This window comes from Campylobacter sp. (assembly GCF_052170435.1).
Taxonomy (GTDB): Bacteria; Campylobacterota; Campylobacteria; order Campylobacterales; family Campylobacteraceae; genus Campylobacter_A.
This window is the reverse complement of sequence record NZ_JBQNAN010000010.1, coordinates 1-13,556: the sequence shown is the minus strand read 5'-3', so window position 1 is coordinate 13,556 and position 13,556 is coordinate 1. Positions and strand designations below refer to the sequence as shown.

Annotated in this window: 14 protein-coding genes; 13 read left to right on the top strand and 1 reads right to left on the bottom strand. The window is 46.4% G+C overall.

Features of this window, described 5'->3' with window-relative positions:
- Positions 1-75 precede the first annotated feature (75 nt).
- Positions 76-3,036, top strand: a complete 2,961-nt coding sequence (locus ACTTJF_RS05530; protein WP_442551107.1) for a TonB-dependent hemoglobin/transferrin/lactoferrin family receptor — start codon at positions 76-78, stop codon at positions 3,034-3,036.
- A 252-nt stretch (positions 3,037-3,288) separates the two neighbouring features.
- On the opposite strand, the gene ACTTJF_RS05525 is transcribed toward ACTTJF_RS05530, so the two are convergent.
- Positions 3,289-4,161 (bottom strand): LysR family transcriptional regulator, encoded by an 873-nt coding sequence (locus ACTTJF_RS05525; RefSeq protein WP_185897730.1) that lies wholly within the window; start codon positions 4,159-4,161, stop codon positions 3,289-3,291.
- Positions 4,162-4,325: 164 nt separating this feature from the next.
- On the opposite strand from ACTTJF_RS05525, the gene ACTTJF_RS05520 reads away from it, so the two are divergent.
- From ACTTJF_RS05520 to ACTTJF_RS05465, 12 genes are all read left to right on the top strand, one after another.
- A complete protein-coding gene (locus ACTTJF_RS05520; protein ID WP_442551106.1) occupies positions 4,326-6,410 on the top strand; it encodes an ATP-dependent helicase in 2,085 nt (694 codons plus the stop codon).
- Between the two features lie 118 nt (positions 6,411-6,528).
- Complete coding sequence (gene truB / locus ACTTJF_RS05515) at positions 6,529-7,350, top strand: tRNA pseudouridine(55) synthase TruB (RefSeq protein ID WP_442551105.1); 822 nt, start codon at positions 6,529-6,531, stop codon at positions 7,348-7,350.
- Positions 7,344-7,574, top strand: coding sequence for a carbon storage regulator CsrA (gene csrA, locus ACTTJF_RS05510; protein ID WP_002946591.1), 231 nt, complete (start codon positions 7,344-7,346; stop codon positions 7,572-7,574). Before truB ends, csrA begins: the two co-directional genes overlap by 7 nt.
- Complete coding sequence (locus tag ACTTJF_RS05505; protein ID WP_442551104.1) at positions 7,574-8,317, top strand: 4-(cytidine 5'-diphospho)-2-C-methyl-D-erythritol kinase; 744 nt, start codon at positions 7,574-7,576, stop codon at positions 8,315-8,317. Before csrA ends, ACTTJF_RS05505 begins: the two co-directional genes overlap by 1 nt.
- A gap of 10 nt (positions 8,318-8,327) precedes the next feature.
- Positions 8,328-8,783: an SsrA-binding protein SmpB gene (gene smpB / locus ACTTJF_RS05500; RefSeq protein ID WP_298946082.1), complete on the top strand. Its 456-nt coding sequence runs from the start codon at positions 8,328-8,330 to the stop codon at positions 8,781-8,783.
- A gap of 9 nt (positions 8,784-8,792) precedes the next feature.
- Positions 8,793-9,005, top strand: a complete 213-nt coding sequence (locus ACTTJF_RS05495) for a tautomerase family protein (RefSeq protein ID WP_297936992.1) — start codon at positions 8,793-8,795, stop codon at positions 9,003-9,005.
- Between the two features lies 1 nt (position 9,006).
- On the top strand, positions 9,007-9,621 hold the full coding sequence (locus tag ACTTJF_RS05490) for a TlpA family protein disulfide reductase (protein ID WP_442551103.1): 615 nt from the start codon (positions 9,007-9,009) through the stop codon (positions 9,619-9,621).
- The gene (locus ACTTJF_RS05485) at positions 9,611-9,922 is read left to right on the top strand and encodes an ATP-dependent Clp protease adaptor ClpS (RefSeq protein ID WP_442551102.1); all 312 of its coding nucleotides are present in this window, start codon (positions 9,611-9,613) and stop codon (positions 9,920-9,922) included. Before ACTTJF_RS05490 ends, ACTTJF_RS05485 begins: the two co-directional genes overlap by 11 nt.
- 43 nt (positions 9,923-9,965) lie before the next feature.
- The gene (locus ACTTJF_RS05480; protein ID WP_442551101.1) at positions 9,966-12,131 is read left to right on the top strand and encodes an AAA family ATPase; all 2,166 of its coding nucleotides are present in this window, start codon (positions 9,966-9,968) and stop codon (positions 12,129-12,131) included.
- Between the two features lie 18 nt (positions 12,132-12,149).
- On the top strand, positions 12,150-12,809 hold the full coding sequence (gene aat / locus ACTTJF_RS05475) for a leucyl/phenylalanyl-tRNA--protein transferase (RefSeq protein ID WP_442551100.1): 660 nt from the start codon (positions 12,150-12,152) through the stop codon (positions 12,807-12,809).
- Positions 12,810-12,865: 56 nt separating this feature from the next.
- On the top strand, positions 12,866-13,303 hold the full coding sequence (gene flgB, locus ACTTJF_RS05470; RefSeq protein WP_002946578.1) for a flagellar basal body rod protein FlgB: 438 nt from the start codon (positions 12,866-12,868) through the stop codon (positions 13,301-13,303).
- Between the two features lie 9 nt (positions 13,304-13,312).
- Positions 13,313-13,556 (top strand): flagellar basal body protein (locus tag ACTTJF_RS05465; RefSeq protein WP_442551099.1); only part of this gene is annotated, 244 nt, incomplete at its 3' end.

Sequence of the window (13,556 nt, the reverse complement as noted above, 5' to 3'; positions counted from 1 at the left end):
TATAAACAAATATTTATTATCATTTCGCATTTAATAGCAAATGAATATCAAAACTAATTGTTAATAAGGACAAGAATGAACCATCTTAAATTTTCTCTTGCCGCTTTGCTTCTTTTGTCAAATTTAAATGCAAAAGAGGCTGAAGTCGAGCTAAAAGAAGTAACGGTTAGCGGCGAAGCAGGCTCCGAGAATGATCCGCTGCAAAAAAAGGTCGGCCAAAACGTAAAAAGCTCCAAAGAACTAACCAAAACGCAGGTCTCGGATAATAGGGACCTCGTTAGGTACGAAACGGGCGTAACGACGGTGGAGGCAGGGCGTTTCGGTCAGAGCGGTTACGCGATAAGAGGCGTGGAAGAAAACCGCGTGGCTATCACGGTAGACGGCCTACATCAGGCTCAGACGCTAAGCTCGCAAGGCTTTAAGGAGCTATTTGAAGGATACGGAAACTTTAACAACACCCGCAACGGCGTGGAATTTGAAACGCTAAAACAAGCCACCATAGCAAAAGGCGCGGACTCCGTTCGTACGGGCTCTGGGTCTCTAGGCGGCTCCGTGATGTTTGAAACAAAAGACGCAAGGGATCTTTTGCTGGATAAGGATTATTTTTACGGCTACAAAGGCGGCTACAATACCGCCGATAATCAAACCATACACTCGCATACCTTAGCCGGTAGGTTTAAGTGGTTTGATATCCTAGCCGTACAAACTAAGCGCAGACATCACGAGACGGAAAACTACGGCTACAAGGACTATGACGATAACGTGCTAGGCAGAACCAGAGAAAAGGCCGACCCATACTATATCAAAAAAACGAGCAGTCTCATTAAGCTAGGCTTCCAGCCTCACGAGGAGCATAGATTTACATTTATGTCAGATACCTACAAAAACCGATCTCAAGGCAAAGACCTATCATACACGCTTACGCTTTCTAGCAACAGGGACGAGATCGTAGATACCGGCCTAAGATACAACGACGATATGATGGATAGGAAAAATCGCGCTTTTGCCTATGAAAATTTTAGCGAAACTCCGTTGTGGGATACGATGAAATTTACATACTCCAACCAAAAAATCAAATCCCGCGCCAGAACTGAGGAACACTGCCAAGCAGGAGAAAACTGCTCCGAAATTTCAAATCCTATCGGACTTCAGGTTAAAAACAACAAGATTGTCGATAAATACGGCGGCGAAGTAACCCTACAAAGAACCCAAGAAGTAGATCCGCAGTACGGCGGACTAACGTGGGTAAACAGACTCGTAGATAGCCGAGGAAACGTCCATGAGCAGAATAAATTTAGCATCAATCAAAACGTAAGCAATACGTGGCTAGATTGCTCTATATTTGACTGCTCCCAGCCAAACATCGACGTGCTAAAATACGACTACGCCACCGATCAATACGTCAAATCAACCGTTCCGCTAGACAGAAGCTATACCGACGCGAGCACGGGCAAGACCTTTAAACAAAGCTCGCAGAGCGGATATCTAATCACTCCATACGGCAAAGGCTACATAAGCCGCGATTGGAAAGAGCGAGATCTAGACACAAACACCAAACAGTTTAACCTAGACTTTAACAAATACGCCAAAACGGGTGACGTAGAGCACGATATCGCATACGGACTAAGCTTTGCCAAAACCGAAAAATCCATGACAAACAAGCAAGGCTACGATACCACAAGCAACCAGTGGTGGGCGCCTAAGACTCTAGGTACGGATTTTACCGGCACGCCGTATACGTGCGAAAACGCGCCGCTAACGCTACTTTACGCGCTTTGCCCTAGAACCGAGCCTCTCACGTCTTTTCTCATCCCGGTTAAAACAAAAGAAGGCGCGCTATATCTAAACGACGATATGCAAGTAAACGACTGGTTGGGGATAAATTTAGGCTACCGCTACGACAAGATAAAATATAAACCAAACTACGTCCCGGGCTCTACGCCTAAAATCCCGGATGATATGGTGCTAGGCCTTTTCGTACCGTATAATCCTAGTCCGGAGCCAAAATGGTGGGACTACACAGATAGAGACGAGTGGAAAATAGCCCACGACGCATGGAAGCAAGAAGCGCCTAATAACGCGCTAGCAAATATAAAATACATCGCTCAAAATAAAAAATTTACCAACAGCTCTTATGCCATCGGAGCCGACATCGATCCGCTAGATTACTTTAGGATACAGCTAAAATACTCCAAAGGCTTTAGAGCGCCGACCACGGACGAACTATATCTAGCGTTTAAGCATCCTGATTTTACCGTCCAGCCAAATCCGGATCTAAAACCTGAAATAGCTAAGACAAAAGAGCTTGCATTGACGCTACACGAAGATAAAAGCTTTATAACAACTAGCTTTTTTGAGACCAAATACGATAACTTTATCGACCTAATATCTCTAGGCACTAAAAGCTACGCCACTGGCGGCGGCGGCAACACCATACCTTTTGCGCTATACGGCAACGTAAACCGCAGCAAAGCAACCGTACGCGGCTTTGAGATAAACTCCATGTTACATTTTGGTCAAATTTCAGACGCGCTAGAGGGCTTTCACGCTAGCTACAAACTAACGCTGCAAAAAGGCAGAGTACAAACGGGTAACGACGGTAAAGTGCCGATGAACGCCATACAGCCGACTACTTCGATCTATGGTCTAGGCTACGCAAGCCCGGCGGATAAATTCGGTGCCGATATCTATGTAACTAACGTCGCATCTAAAAAAGCAAAAGACACCTATAATATGTTCTGGCGTCTAGATACCGACCCGTACGGCAATCCATACAATACAAACAGCCACTCAAAATGGCGAAGCAACGCCTACACGCTAGTAGACGTCGTAACTTACGTGCGCCCGATTAAAAATTTGACGTTTAGACTGGGCGTTTACAACCTAACCAACGAAAAATACATCACTTGGGACGCTGCGCGCTCCATCAGGCCGTTTGGCACCATGAACATGATCGATAGAACCACGGGACTAGGTATCAACCGCTTCTACTCGGCCGGTAGAAATTTCAGGCTAAACTGGGAATTTACGTTTTAAGCCGCATTCTTATTCGGACGGGCTCTTGCCCGTCTCCTTGCTTTTATTCTTAACTTATTTTTCGCTTTTAAAAAATAATAAATTTACAGTCAAATTTGACGGCTTAGTTTTAAATTTTGAAATTATAAAATCGCCAAACCGAGATTGATCTCGGCTTAGCAAGGATTTCGCGTAAATTTTCGCGAGAGTATTTTAAATTTATGCGGCACAACGGCTAAATTTAGTCAAATTTAGCGTCCGCGCTAAAGCGAATTAAAAATTAAAGCTCGTCTTGATCTTTAGAAATTTATGCAGCGCTTCCTCGTTTTCTTTTAGCGCGGCGGCATAAACCGAGCGAGTGAGCTTAAATTTAGAGATGTTTATCTCAAACAGCCTGCCGTTTTTTAGCTCGTTTTCGATCAAAAATCTCGGCAAAAACGCCACGTACGTATCGGCATGGTTTGAAGCCAGCGCGCGGCAGACCATTATCGAACCGTCTAGCGAATACGCCACGTCAAGCGCATGCGCGTCCACGCCGTGCTTATGCAAAATATCGTCGAGGTAAGTCCTAGTTCTATCTTTGATAAATTTAAATTTAACTAACTCCTCGGGCTTCACGCTTTCGGCGATTTTTTTATTTGAAACCAAAATCAGCTCGTAGTCGAATAGTTTTTTAACGAGCAAGCTACTATCAAGCGACTGCTCAAGGATTATGGCGATGTCGCTGCGGCGGTCTTTTAGGTAGTTTATGAGCTCATTTTGCTCTTTTATCCTGATGTCTAGCTCGCTGCCTACGCTTTGCGAGATCTTATCCAGCAGTATCGAGATGACCGCCTCGGCGATGAGCTGCGTGGTGGCGATGACTAGCGGCACCTTGTCCGTTTTTATGCGCGCCAGCTCGTCTTTAAAGCGAAACATCGCGCTTTCAAACTGAGTACAGAGTTTATAAAATTTCTCGCCCTCGTGAGTTAGAACTATGCCGTTTTTCTTACGCATTATTAGCGTAGTTTGCAGCATCTCCTCGAGCTTTTTCATCTGCAAAGTAACTGCGGGCTGCGAGATGCCAAGCGCTCTTGAGGCTTTTGAGAAGCTTCTTTCTTTCACTATCTCCATAAAGGTATAAAATTTACTAAAATCATTGATCATGCCAGGCTCCTTATTATTATATCAGCTTATAAAATCATATTTTTAATATTGTATTGATTTATATCTGAAAACGCTCTTAATCAGACCCAAATTTAAATCAGCGGCGATTTTTAAGCTTATTTTGTTAGAATTTAATCATTTTAATAAATAAAGCAGGAATTTTAATGCCCGATTTACTAGACGAACTAAACGAAAGCCAGCGCGAGGCGGCCTCGCATACGGACGGAGCGATGCTGATTTTAGCCGGAGCCGGCAGCGGTAAAACCAAAACCATCACCACTCGCCTAGCCTATCTCATAAGCGAGCTTGGCATCCCGCCGTCAAACACCCTAACGCTAACCTTCACAAACAAAGCCGCAAGCGAAATGCGAACCCGCGCGCTAAAAATGCTGGGCGACGCAGGTAAAAATTTCACTCCGCTGCTTTGTACTTTTCACAAATTCGGGCTTTTGTTTTTGAAATTTTACATCGACCGCCTAAAGCGCAAAAATAACTTCGTCATCATCGACACGGACGATAAAAAGCGGATTTTAAAGGGCTTTGAGGGCGATATCCCGACCTCGGTGCTAGCTAGCGAGATCTCAAATTTCAAAAACTCGCTTTTAAGCGTAGAGGAGGTGCTAAATCACGGCGGCATGTTTGCAAACGGGCAAAATTTCAAAGACGGCTACCACGCAAAGCTAGCAAACATCTACAAGCTTTACGAGGAGTACTTGGCGGCAAACAACCTCGTGGATTTTGACGACCTACTCTGCCTTAGCTATAAAATTTTAGACGAGGACGAAGCTCTAGCGCGCGAGATCTCGCGCAGGTATGCCTACGTGATGGTGGACGAGTATCAAGACACCAACGACCTTCAGTACAGACTCTTGCGCAAACTCTGCCTAACGCACGAAAATATCGCGGTCGTGGGCGACGACGATCAAAGTATCTACGGCTGGCGTGGCGCGAAAATCGAAAATATATTAAATTTTAAAGATCAGTTTAAAGACGCCAAAGTCATAAGACTAGAGCAAAACTACCGCTCGACGAGTCAAATTTTACGCGCGGCAAACGAGCTCATCGACCATAACAGAAACCGCCTGGGTAAGGAACTAAAAAGCACAAAAGAAGGTGGCGAGGACGTCGCGCTAATGGAATCAGACGACGAAACGATGGAGAGCCTAAAGGTAGCCAAACGTATCAAAAAGCTGCTTGACAGCGGCGCACAGGCTAGCGATATCGCGATCTTGTACCGCATAAACGCCCTCTCCCGCTCGCTCGAAGAAGGCCTAACCAAAGAAAAAATCCCGTATAAAATGGTCGGCGGAGTTAAATTCTACGAGCGCGCCGAGGTCAAAGACGTCATCAGCTACCTAAGGCTGGTCGCAAACGAGAACGACGACTTTTCTCTAAAGCGCGTCATCAACCGCCCAAAACGCGGCCTTGGCAAAGTAAGCCTCGCAAAGATAGAAAAAATCGCCTTCGAGCACAAATTTTCGCTATTTGAAGCGATATCTAGCCTGGACGAAAACGACAAGGATCTAAGCAAAAAGATCGTCTCTAGCCTTGGCGAATTTGCGGCAAATTTAAGAGAGCTAAAAGAGTGCGACTCGCCCTATGAGCTAGTGGATAAACTAGAAGCGAAATTCGGCATCAAAAAATACTACGAGAGCTTGCCCGACGGCTCCGAGCGCGTGGCGAACATCGACGAGTTTTACGCCACGATCAAGGATCAAATCAAGCAAAATCCAAGCTTTTCTATAGAGGAGTTTTTAAACGAGATCGCGCTACAAAGCGAGCAGGATAACATCGGCGGCGAGGCGATCTCGATCATGAGCATCCACGCTAGCAAGGGGCTTGAGTTCGAGCATCTTTTCGTGATCGGGCTTGAGGAGGGATTTTTCCCGCTTCTAGGAGAGGGTAGCGACATCGAGGAGGAGCGACGCCTAGCCTACGTCGCCATCACCCGCGCCAAAAAAACCCTAACGCTAAGCTTTGTAAATTCGCGCTTTTATAAAGGCCAGAGAACGAGGCTGGAAAAGAGCAGATTTTTAAGCGAAGCAGGCGTTTGCAGCGGCAGCCTCATCATCCAGACGCAAACGCAAGCCGCGGGCGAATACAAAAAAGGCGACCTCGTCAAGCACAAAATTTTCGGTATCGGGCGCGTGACGGCGGTAACGAAGATCAAAAAAGAGCTAAAGCTAACGATAAATTTCGGCGGAATCAGCCGCGAGATAATGTCTAGCTTCGTCGAAAAAGCGGTGTGAAAATGGGTAAATTTGAGGCCTTGCAGGCTAAATACCGCGTCAAATTTGATCAAATTTACGCGCTCAATTTTGACGCTCGCGGATCAAATTTAACGCAACCTCCAAAGGTCAAATTTAAATGAACGCGCTTTTTGTCGCAAATAAGCCCGCAGGCATCAGCTCAAATCATTTCCTAAGTAGGCTAAAGCGCAAATACGGCGTCAAAAAGGCGGGCTTTTCGGGCACGCTTGATCCCTTTGCCGGCGGCTGCCTGATCGTGGCTCTGGGCAATCACACGCGGCTTTTTAACTACATAGATAAAACGCCAAAAATCTACGAAGCGACGATGTGGCTAGGAGCTACAAGCGCTAGCCTAGATAACGAAAATATCGAGGAGATCACGATTTGTCCGCAGTTAAATTTAGCGGATGTAAAAGCTGCGCTAAGCGAGCTAAAGGGCGAGATCGCCTACGTGCCGCCCAAATTTAGCGCCAAGCACGTGGGCGGCAAACGCGCCTATGAGCTGGCAAGAGCGGGCGAGGAGTTTGAGCTAAAAAGCCAAACGATGAGCGTTTTTGACGTAAATTTGAGGGCATATATGCATCCGTTTTTGAGCTTTCGCATTAGCGTTAGCGAGGGCTCGTACGTGCGCTCGTACGCTCAAATTTTAGCCGCAAAGCTTGGCGCGAGAGCTACTCTAAGCGCGCTAAAACGCGTGAGCGAAGGTAAATTCGTTTATGAAAACGAGAGGTTTTTAAATCCGCTTGATTATATTTCGCTACCGCAAAACGAATATCTAGGCGATCCCGCAGACGTAATGCTTGGCAAAAAACTGAGCGTAGAAAAGCTAAAATTTGGCGCCGAGGGGCTATATTTAATAAACTTTGATGAATTTTTTAGTATCATTGAAATCAAAGACGAAACCGTAACATATAAACTAAATAAGGTCGAAAAATGCTAATACTCGCAAGAAAAGAAGATGAAAGCATAATGCTGGGAAACGATATCAAAATCACGGTCGTAGGCATCTCAAAAGGCGGCGTGAAAATCGGCATCGACGCGCCTAAAAATATGATGATCCTGCGCTCTGAGCTCGTCGAGGACGTAGCGGCGGAAAACAAACAGGCCCTAAACGGCGCGGGCGAAGCGAGCCTAAAAGAGCTGAGCGATAAAATCGTAAAATAATGAAAAGCTACGCGAAGATAAACTCGTTTTTAAAGATCGTCGGCACTCGCGGCAACTACCACGAGATCGTCTCTCGCTTTGTTTTAAGGCGCGAGATTTACGACGAAATTTTCTTTGAAAAATCAAGCGGCTTCGCGCTTGAGTGCGATAACGAAAATATCGAAAATAATATCGTTTTAAAGGCCAAATTTGAGCTCGAAAAAGCGGGCTTTAAAAACGAGCTGGACGAATTTTTCGCCTCGCATAAAATCGTGATAAAAAAGCAAATCCCTTTAGGCGCGGGTCTAGGCGGAGGCAGCTCAAACGCGGCTACGTTTTTAAAGATGGCGAACGAGGAGTTAAATTTAAAACTAACGCGCAAAAATTTGATGAAAATAGGCGCAAATATCGGAGCGGACGTGGCGTTTTTCGCTAGCGATTTCGAGGCGGCAAACGTTAGCGGTATCGGCGAGATAATAAGCGATTTTGACGACGACGTGCCAGAGGTAGAAATTTTAACGCCCGGCGTCTTTTGCTCGACGCCTGCGGTTTACGGCGAATTTAGGGCAAATTTTATGGATAGCATCGACGTAAATTCGGCGGAAAAAATGCGCGAAATGACGACGGCGCAGCTGCTGGAGCGATACGAAAATCGCAAGCTAAACGATCTTTTTGAGCCGTGTTTTAAAATTTATCCGCAGATGGATAAATTTAAAGATTTTTTCCTCAGTGGCAGCGGCGCTAGCGTGTTTTTCTTAAAATAAAAGGTAAAAAATGGGTAAGGATTTAGCCAAAAATAAAAAGGCTTTGTTTGACTTTAGCATCATCGAGACCTTCGAGGCTGGCATCGTGCTAAAGGGTAGCGAGGTAAAGGCTCTAAGGGCTGGCCGAGCCAATCTAAAAGATAGCTTCGCGCGCGTGATAAAGGGCGAGCTGTTTTTGCTAAACGCGCACATCAGCCACCTAAACACGACGCACTCGGCGTTTCGCCCGGATGAAAGAGCTCCTAGAAAGCTACTGATGCACCGCAAGCAGATAGATAAAATTTTCGGTCAAGTCACGCAAGACGGCCTCACGCTAGTGGTTTTAGCGCTTTATCTAAACGACAAAAACATCGTAAAGGCGCGAGTAGCGCTTGCAAAAGGTAAAAATTTGCACGATAAGCGCGAGACGATAAAACGCAAAGAAGCCGACAAAGAGGCTCGTGCGGCGATGAAAAAATACGTTTAAGGAAAGCAGATGCCATACGTAAATATAAAAATCACAAAAGAAAAAGAGGCCGTAAGCGCCGAGCAAAAGCGCGCGATAATAGCAGGCGTGACGAAACTGCTGGGCGATACGCTAAAGCGCGATGCTAGCAGAACCGTCGTCGTGATAGAGGAAGTTAGCACCGACGACTACGGATTTGGCGGCGAAAGCATAACCGAACTAAGATCAAAACAAGGAAAATAATATGAAAAAAACCGTAAAGGCGATTTTTGCGGCTTTGGCCTGCGCGATATTTCTAGCAGGCTGCGGCGAGGACGAGACGGCAAAAGCTCCCGCAAAGATAGAAGGCTACAAAACGGGCGAGGAGATCGCGCTAAAGAGCGTGTTTGGCAAAGACCTCACGCTAAAACGCGTCGATGGCGGCTTTGTAATCAAGGGCGACGAGGATAAAATTTTGATGTTTGATATATTCGGCACGTTTTGTCCGCCGTGTCAAAAAGAAGCGCCCGATCTCACCAAATTTCAGATCGATCATCTAAACGACTTTACGATAGTCGCTCTCACGCACTTTGAGAACGTCACGAACGAATACGTCGTGGAAAATTTCGCGCAAAAATACAACGCCTTTTACTTTATCTCAAACGATATAAAGACCAACGACAGGCTTTCGGCGCAAATTTTAGAGGATATAAAATACGAGCGGCTTGAGAGCGTGCCGATAAAAATGGTGCTAAAAGGCGGCGTATATCAGGAGCTAACCGACGTAGATAGCGGAAAATTCGGCGTGAAATACTACCTAGGCGGCATCCATCTAGACGCGATGACGAAGGATTTTGAAAGAATAAAAAATGCCCGCTAAAACCGCTACCGAGCGGGAGCGAGACGTCGCGCTAAAGGAAAAACCCGAATTTCCGCGTAAATTTAAGGTTATTTTACTAAACGATGACGTTACGAGTATGGATTTCGTCGTGAGCGTGTTGGTCGAGATTTTTCACCACACAGTCCAAAGCGCGGTAACCGTGATGTTAAAAATCCACAACGAAGGCAGCGGAGTGGCGGGCATCTACAATAAAGAGATCGCCCAAACCAAACAAAACCAAACGCTAAAAGCCGCAGCCGCAGCGGGCTATCCGCTAAAGGCCGTCGTCGAGGAAGAGTAGCCCGTAAAAACGGGCGCGCAAAAGGCGCAAAGAGGAGGAAATAATGTTTGACTCGGATTTAAGCTATCTTTTGGAAAAGGCCGGGCAGTTTGCCTACTCGAATTTTCACGAGTATCTAACCAGCGAGCACGTGCTTTTCGTGCTGGTAAATTTAAACGAAGAGACTAGAGATATCCTAGCAGAGGCCGGACTCACGGACGTCGAGGGACTAAAAAGCGACCTAAAAAACTATCTACTGCAAACCAACGAGCAGGTGCCGCACCACAAACAGCCGCGCATGACGGTGCTTTTGGAGCAAATTTTTAAAGAGCTAAACGCTGAACTAAAAGATAAAAACGTCGGTATCAGGGATTTGCTCTTTAAAATCGCGGCTAAAGGCGACACGTACGGAGCTAAAATTTTAGAATTTTACGACGTCGATCCGCAAAAGATCAAGCAATCAACAAAAGACGACAAGCAGGCTCGCGCCAAAAACTTCCAAAACCTCGCCAAATACTCGTCAAATTTAACCAAACTAGCCGCCGAGGGCAAAATCGATCCGATCATCGGACGAGAAAACGAGCTAGCAAGGCTAATGCAAACCCTAAGCCGCCGCAAGAAAAATAATCCAATCCTAGTGGGCGAAGCGGGCGTGGGCAAAACCGCCGTAGTCGAGGGGCTCGCACTAAAAATCGCAAGCGGCGAAGTACCGCAACGGCTAAAACAGGCGCAAATTTTCGCACTAGACATCGGCGCGATGATAGCTGGCACGAAGTATCGCGGCGACTTTGAAAAACGTCTAAAAGACGTGATGGACGAGGTGGCCGAGCAGGAGGACGCGATAGTTTTTATCGATGAGATCCACACGATCGTGGGCGCGGGAGCCACGAACGGCGGCGGGCTTGATATGTCAAATTTACTAAAACCGGCTCTCGCAAACGGCTCACTACGCTGCATCGGAGCGACGACGTACGCAGAGTATCGCAGCTTTTTTGAAAAAGAAAAAGCCCTCTCGCGCCGATTTGCTAAAATCGACGTCGTAGAGCCTAGCACGGACGAGAGCGTCGAGATCCTAAAAGGGCTTCGCGCCAAATACGAGAGCTTTCACGGCGTCAAATTTAGCGACGAAATTTTAGCTAAAAGCGTGGAGCTAGCCAAAAAATATCTAAACGATAGATTTTTGCCCGATAGTGCCATCGATCTAATCGACGAGGTCGGCGCGGCTCTAGCCCTACAAAACAGAAGCAAAACCGTAAAAATGTCCGATCTAAGCGCGGTTTTAAGCAAGATGGCAAATATCCCGGATACAAATCTAAAATCTGACGCTGCGGCAAATTTGAAAAACCTAGCCCAGAGGTTAAAGTATGAAATTTTCGGCCAAGACGAGGCCGTCGATACGCTAGTGGCGGCAATCAAGCGCTCCTATGCGGGGCTAAAGCAGCCAAACGCGCCAGTCGGCGTGTTTTTATTTACAGGCTCAAGCGGCGTGGGTAAAAGCGAGCTAAGCGCGGCTCTAGCGCGAAATTTGGGCGTGCATTTCGAGCGGTTTGACATGAGCGAATACATGGAAAAACACAGCGTCTCGCGTCTCATCGGCGCGCCTCCGGGATATGTCGGTTTTGAAGAGGGTGGCATACTTACAAACGCCGTTAAAAAGCACCCTTATAGCGTGATTTTGTTTGACGAGATCGAAAAGGCCAGCGACGAGATGATAAACGTCTTTTTGCAAATTTTTGACGGCGCTAGCCTCACCGATAACACGGGCGCAAAGAGCGATTTTCGCAACGCCGTCATCATAATGAGCTCAAATTTGGGCTCAAAAGAGGCTCCGACGCTGGGCTTTAGCAAAGACGAAAGCGATAAAGCAGACTCCGCGGTAAAGGGATTTTTCAGCCCTGAGTTTCGCAACCGAATCGATAAAATCGTGCATTTTAACGACCTTAGCGAGGACGCGCTAAGCCTCATCGCGCAAAAGATAATTAACGAGATAAACGCAAGCCTAGCAGAGAAAAAAGTCGTCCTAAAAGCCTCCGCCGAAGCTAAAAAATACCTCTGGCAAAAGGGCTATAGCAAGGAATTCGGCGCCAGAAATCTAAAACGCCTAGTGCAAGACGAAATTTCGACCAAGCTTAGCGACGAGATACTTTTCGGCGCGCTAAAAAACGGCGGCGTCGCAAACATCACGCTAAAAAACGGCGAGCTGGCGTTTAAATTTGAAACTCTAAAATAACCGGATGCGGGGTCAAATTTGGAAAAAATTTATAACTTCCCAGACCCCGCAAATGCTCCCGCAAACTCCCCTCTAGCCCTCGGCGGCGATTTGAGCGCCGAGGCTCTTTTGCAAGCTTACAACAAAGGCATTTTTCCGTGGTTTTTACCCGGCGAGCCCATATACTGGTGGTCGCCCGATCCGCGCGCAGTGCTAGCTCCAAGCGAAGTGCGCGTACAACAAAGCATAAAATCCGCGCTTAAAAAATTTGAAGTACGGTTTGACTACGACTTTGAAAATTTTCTAAAAATCTGCAAAAGCGAGCGCGAAAAACGCGAACCAACGTGGCTATCGGAAAACATCGTACGCGCCTACCTAAATTTGCACCGTCTAGGTATCTCGCATAGCGTAGAGGTGTATGATGACGGAGAACTAGCAGGCGGACTTTACGGGCAAATTTTCGGTAAAGTCTTTTGCGGCGAAAGTATGATCAGCCTAAAAACAGGCGCGTCAAAGGTTGCTCTCATCGCGCTTTGCCGCGCTTTAGGGCCGTTTAATTTTCTCATCGACTGCCAGGTTATGAACGAACATTTAAAATTTATGGGCGCAAAAGCGATGAGACGAAGCGAGTTTTTAGCCAAATTTAACGAACTAAAAAATCAGCCTAGCGGCTTTGGCGAATTTAAAAATTTACTCTAAATTTGGAACGTCTTTTGCTTATTATCTCGTAAAATTTATATAAAAAAGGCAAGAAAATGTTCGCAGGTATCCAAACCTCAAAATCAAAACCGCTCGTAGAAAGCGCGCTGGCAAGCAGAAATTTACGCCAGCAAATGATTTCTAGCAACATAGCAAACATCGACACGCCTTTTTACAAAGCCCGCGACATCGCGTTTGAAGCGGCTTTATCGCAAACGGCGCAAGAAATCTACGGCAAAGACGAAAATAAAATTTTAAAACTCGCGCAAACGGACGACGCGCACTTTCCTCGCGTGGATTTTCCGGCGTCAAACGGGGCGACAATATTTTTACGAGACGGACACATGGCGCGAAACGACGCAAACACCGTCGATCTAGACGTCGAAACGACCGAGCTTAGCAAAAACGCGATAATGATAACCGCACTCGACCGAGCTATGAGGCAAAGCGGCCAGATATTTAAAAGCGTGATCGACGCTAGCAGTAAAATTTAAGGATAGATTATGAGCAATTATTTAAGCGACTTTGATATTAGCGGATACGGACTAAGCGCCCAGCGTTTTAGAATGAACGTCATTAGCTCCAACATCGCCAACGCAAACACCGTACGAACGACGGAAGGCGGCCCATATAGACGCCGCGAGGTGATATTTAAGGCGGTTGATTTTGATAGTGTACTAAACGACGAAGTGGCAAAAAAACATAACTTGCTCGAATACGAAAATCCGCTAGACGATAAATTCTATA

Bases quoted from the DNA above. Each gene is read 5' to 3' on its own strand.
- ACTTJF_RS05490 (WP_442551103.1), top strand. From the start codon at position 9,007: ATGAAAAAAACCGTAAAGGCGATTTTTGCGGCTTTGGCCTGCGCGATA.
- ACTTJF_RS05495 (WP_297936992.1), top strand. From the start codon at position 8,793: ATGCCATACGTAAATATAAAAATCACAAAAGAAAAAGAGGCCGTAAGC.
- truB (WP_442551105.1), top strand. From the start codon at position 6,529: ATGAACGCGCTTTTTGTCGCAAATAAGCCCGCAGGCATCAGCTCAAAT.
- ACTTJF_RS05485 (WP_442551102.1), top strand. From the start codon at position 9,611: ATGCCCGCTAAAACCGCTACCGAGCGGGAGCGAGACGTCGCGCTAAAG.
- smpB (WP_298946082.1), top strand. From the start codon at position 8,328: ATGGGTAAGGATTTAGCCAAAAATAAAAAGGCTTTGTTTGACTTTAGC.
- ACTTJF_RS05520 (WP_442551106.1), top strand. From the start codon at position 4,326: ATGCCCGATTTACTAGACGAACTAAACGAAAGCCAGCGCGAGGCGGCC.
- ACTTJF_RS05525 (WP_185897730.1), bottom strand. From the start codon at position 4,161: ATGATCAATGATTTTAGTAAATTTTATACCTTTATGGAGATAGTGAAA.
- csrA (WP_002946591.1), top strand. From the start codon at position 7,344: ATGCTAATACTCGCAAGAAAAGAAGATGAAAGCATAATGCTGGGAAAC.
- ACTTJF_RS05480 (WP_442551101.1), top strand. From the start codon at position 9,966: ATGTTTGACTCGGATTTAAGCTATCTTTTGGAAAAGGCCGGGCAGTTT.
- ACTTJF_RS05505 (WP_442551104.1), top strand. From the start codon at position 7,574: ATGAAAAGCTACGCGAAGATAAACTCGTTTTTAAAGATCGTCGGCACT.
- ACTTJF_RS05530 (WP_442551107.1), top strand. From the start codon at position 76: ATGAACCATCTTAAATTTTCTCTTGCCGCTTTGCTTCTTTTGTCAAAT.
- flgB (WP_002946578.1), top strand. From the start codon at position 12,866: ATGTTCGCAGGTATCCAAACCTCAAAATCAAAACCGCTCGTAGAAAGC.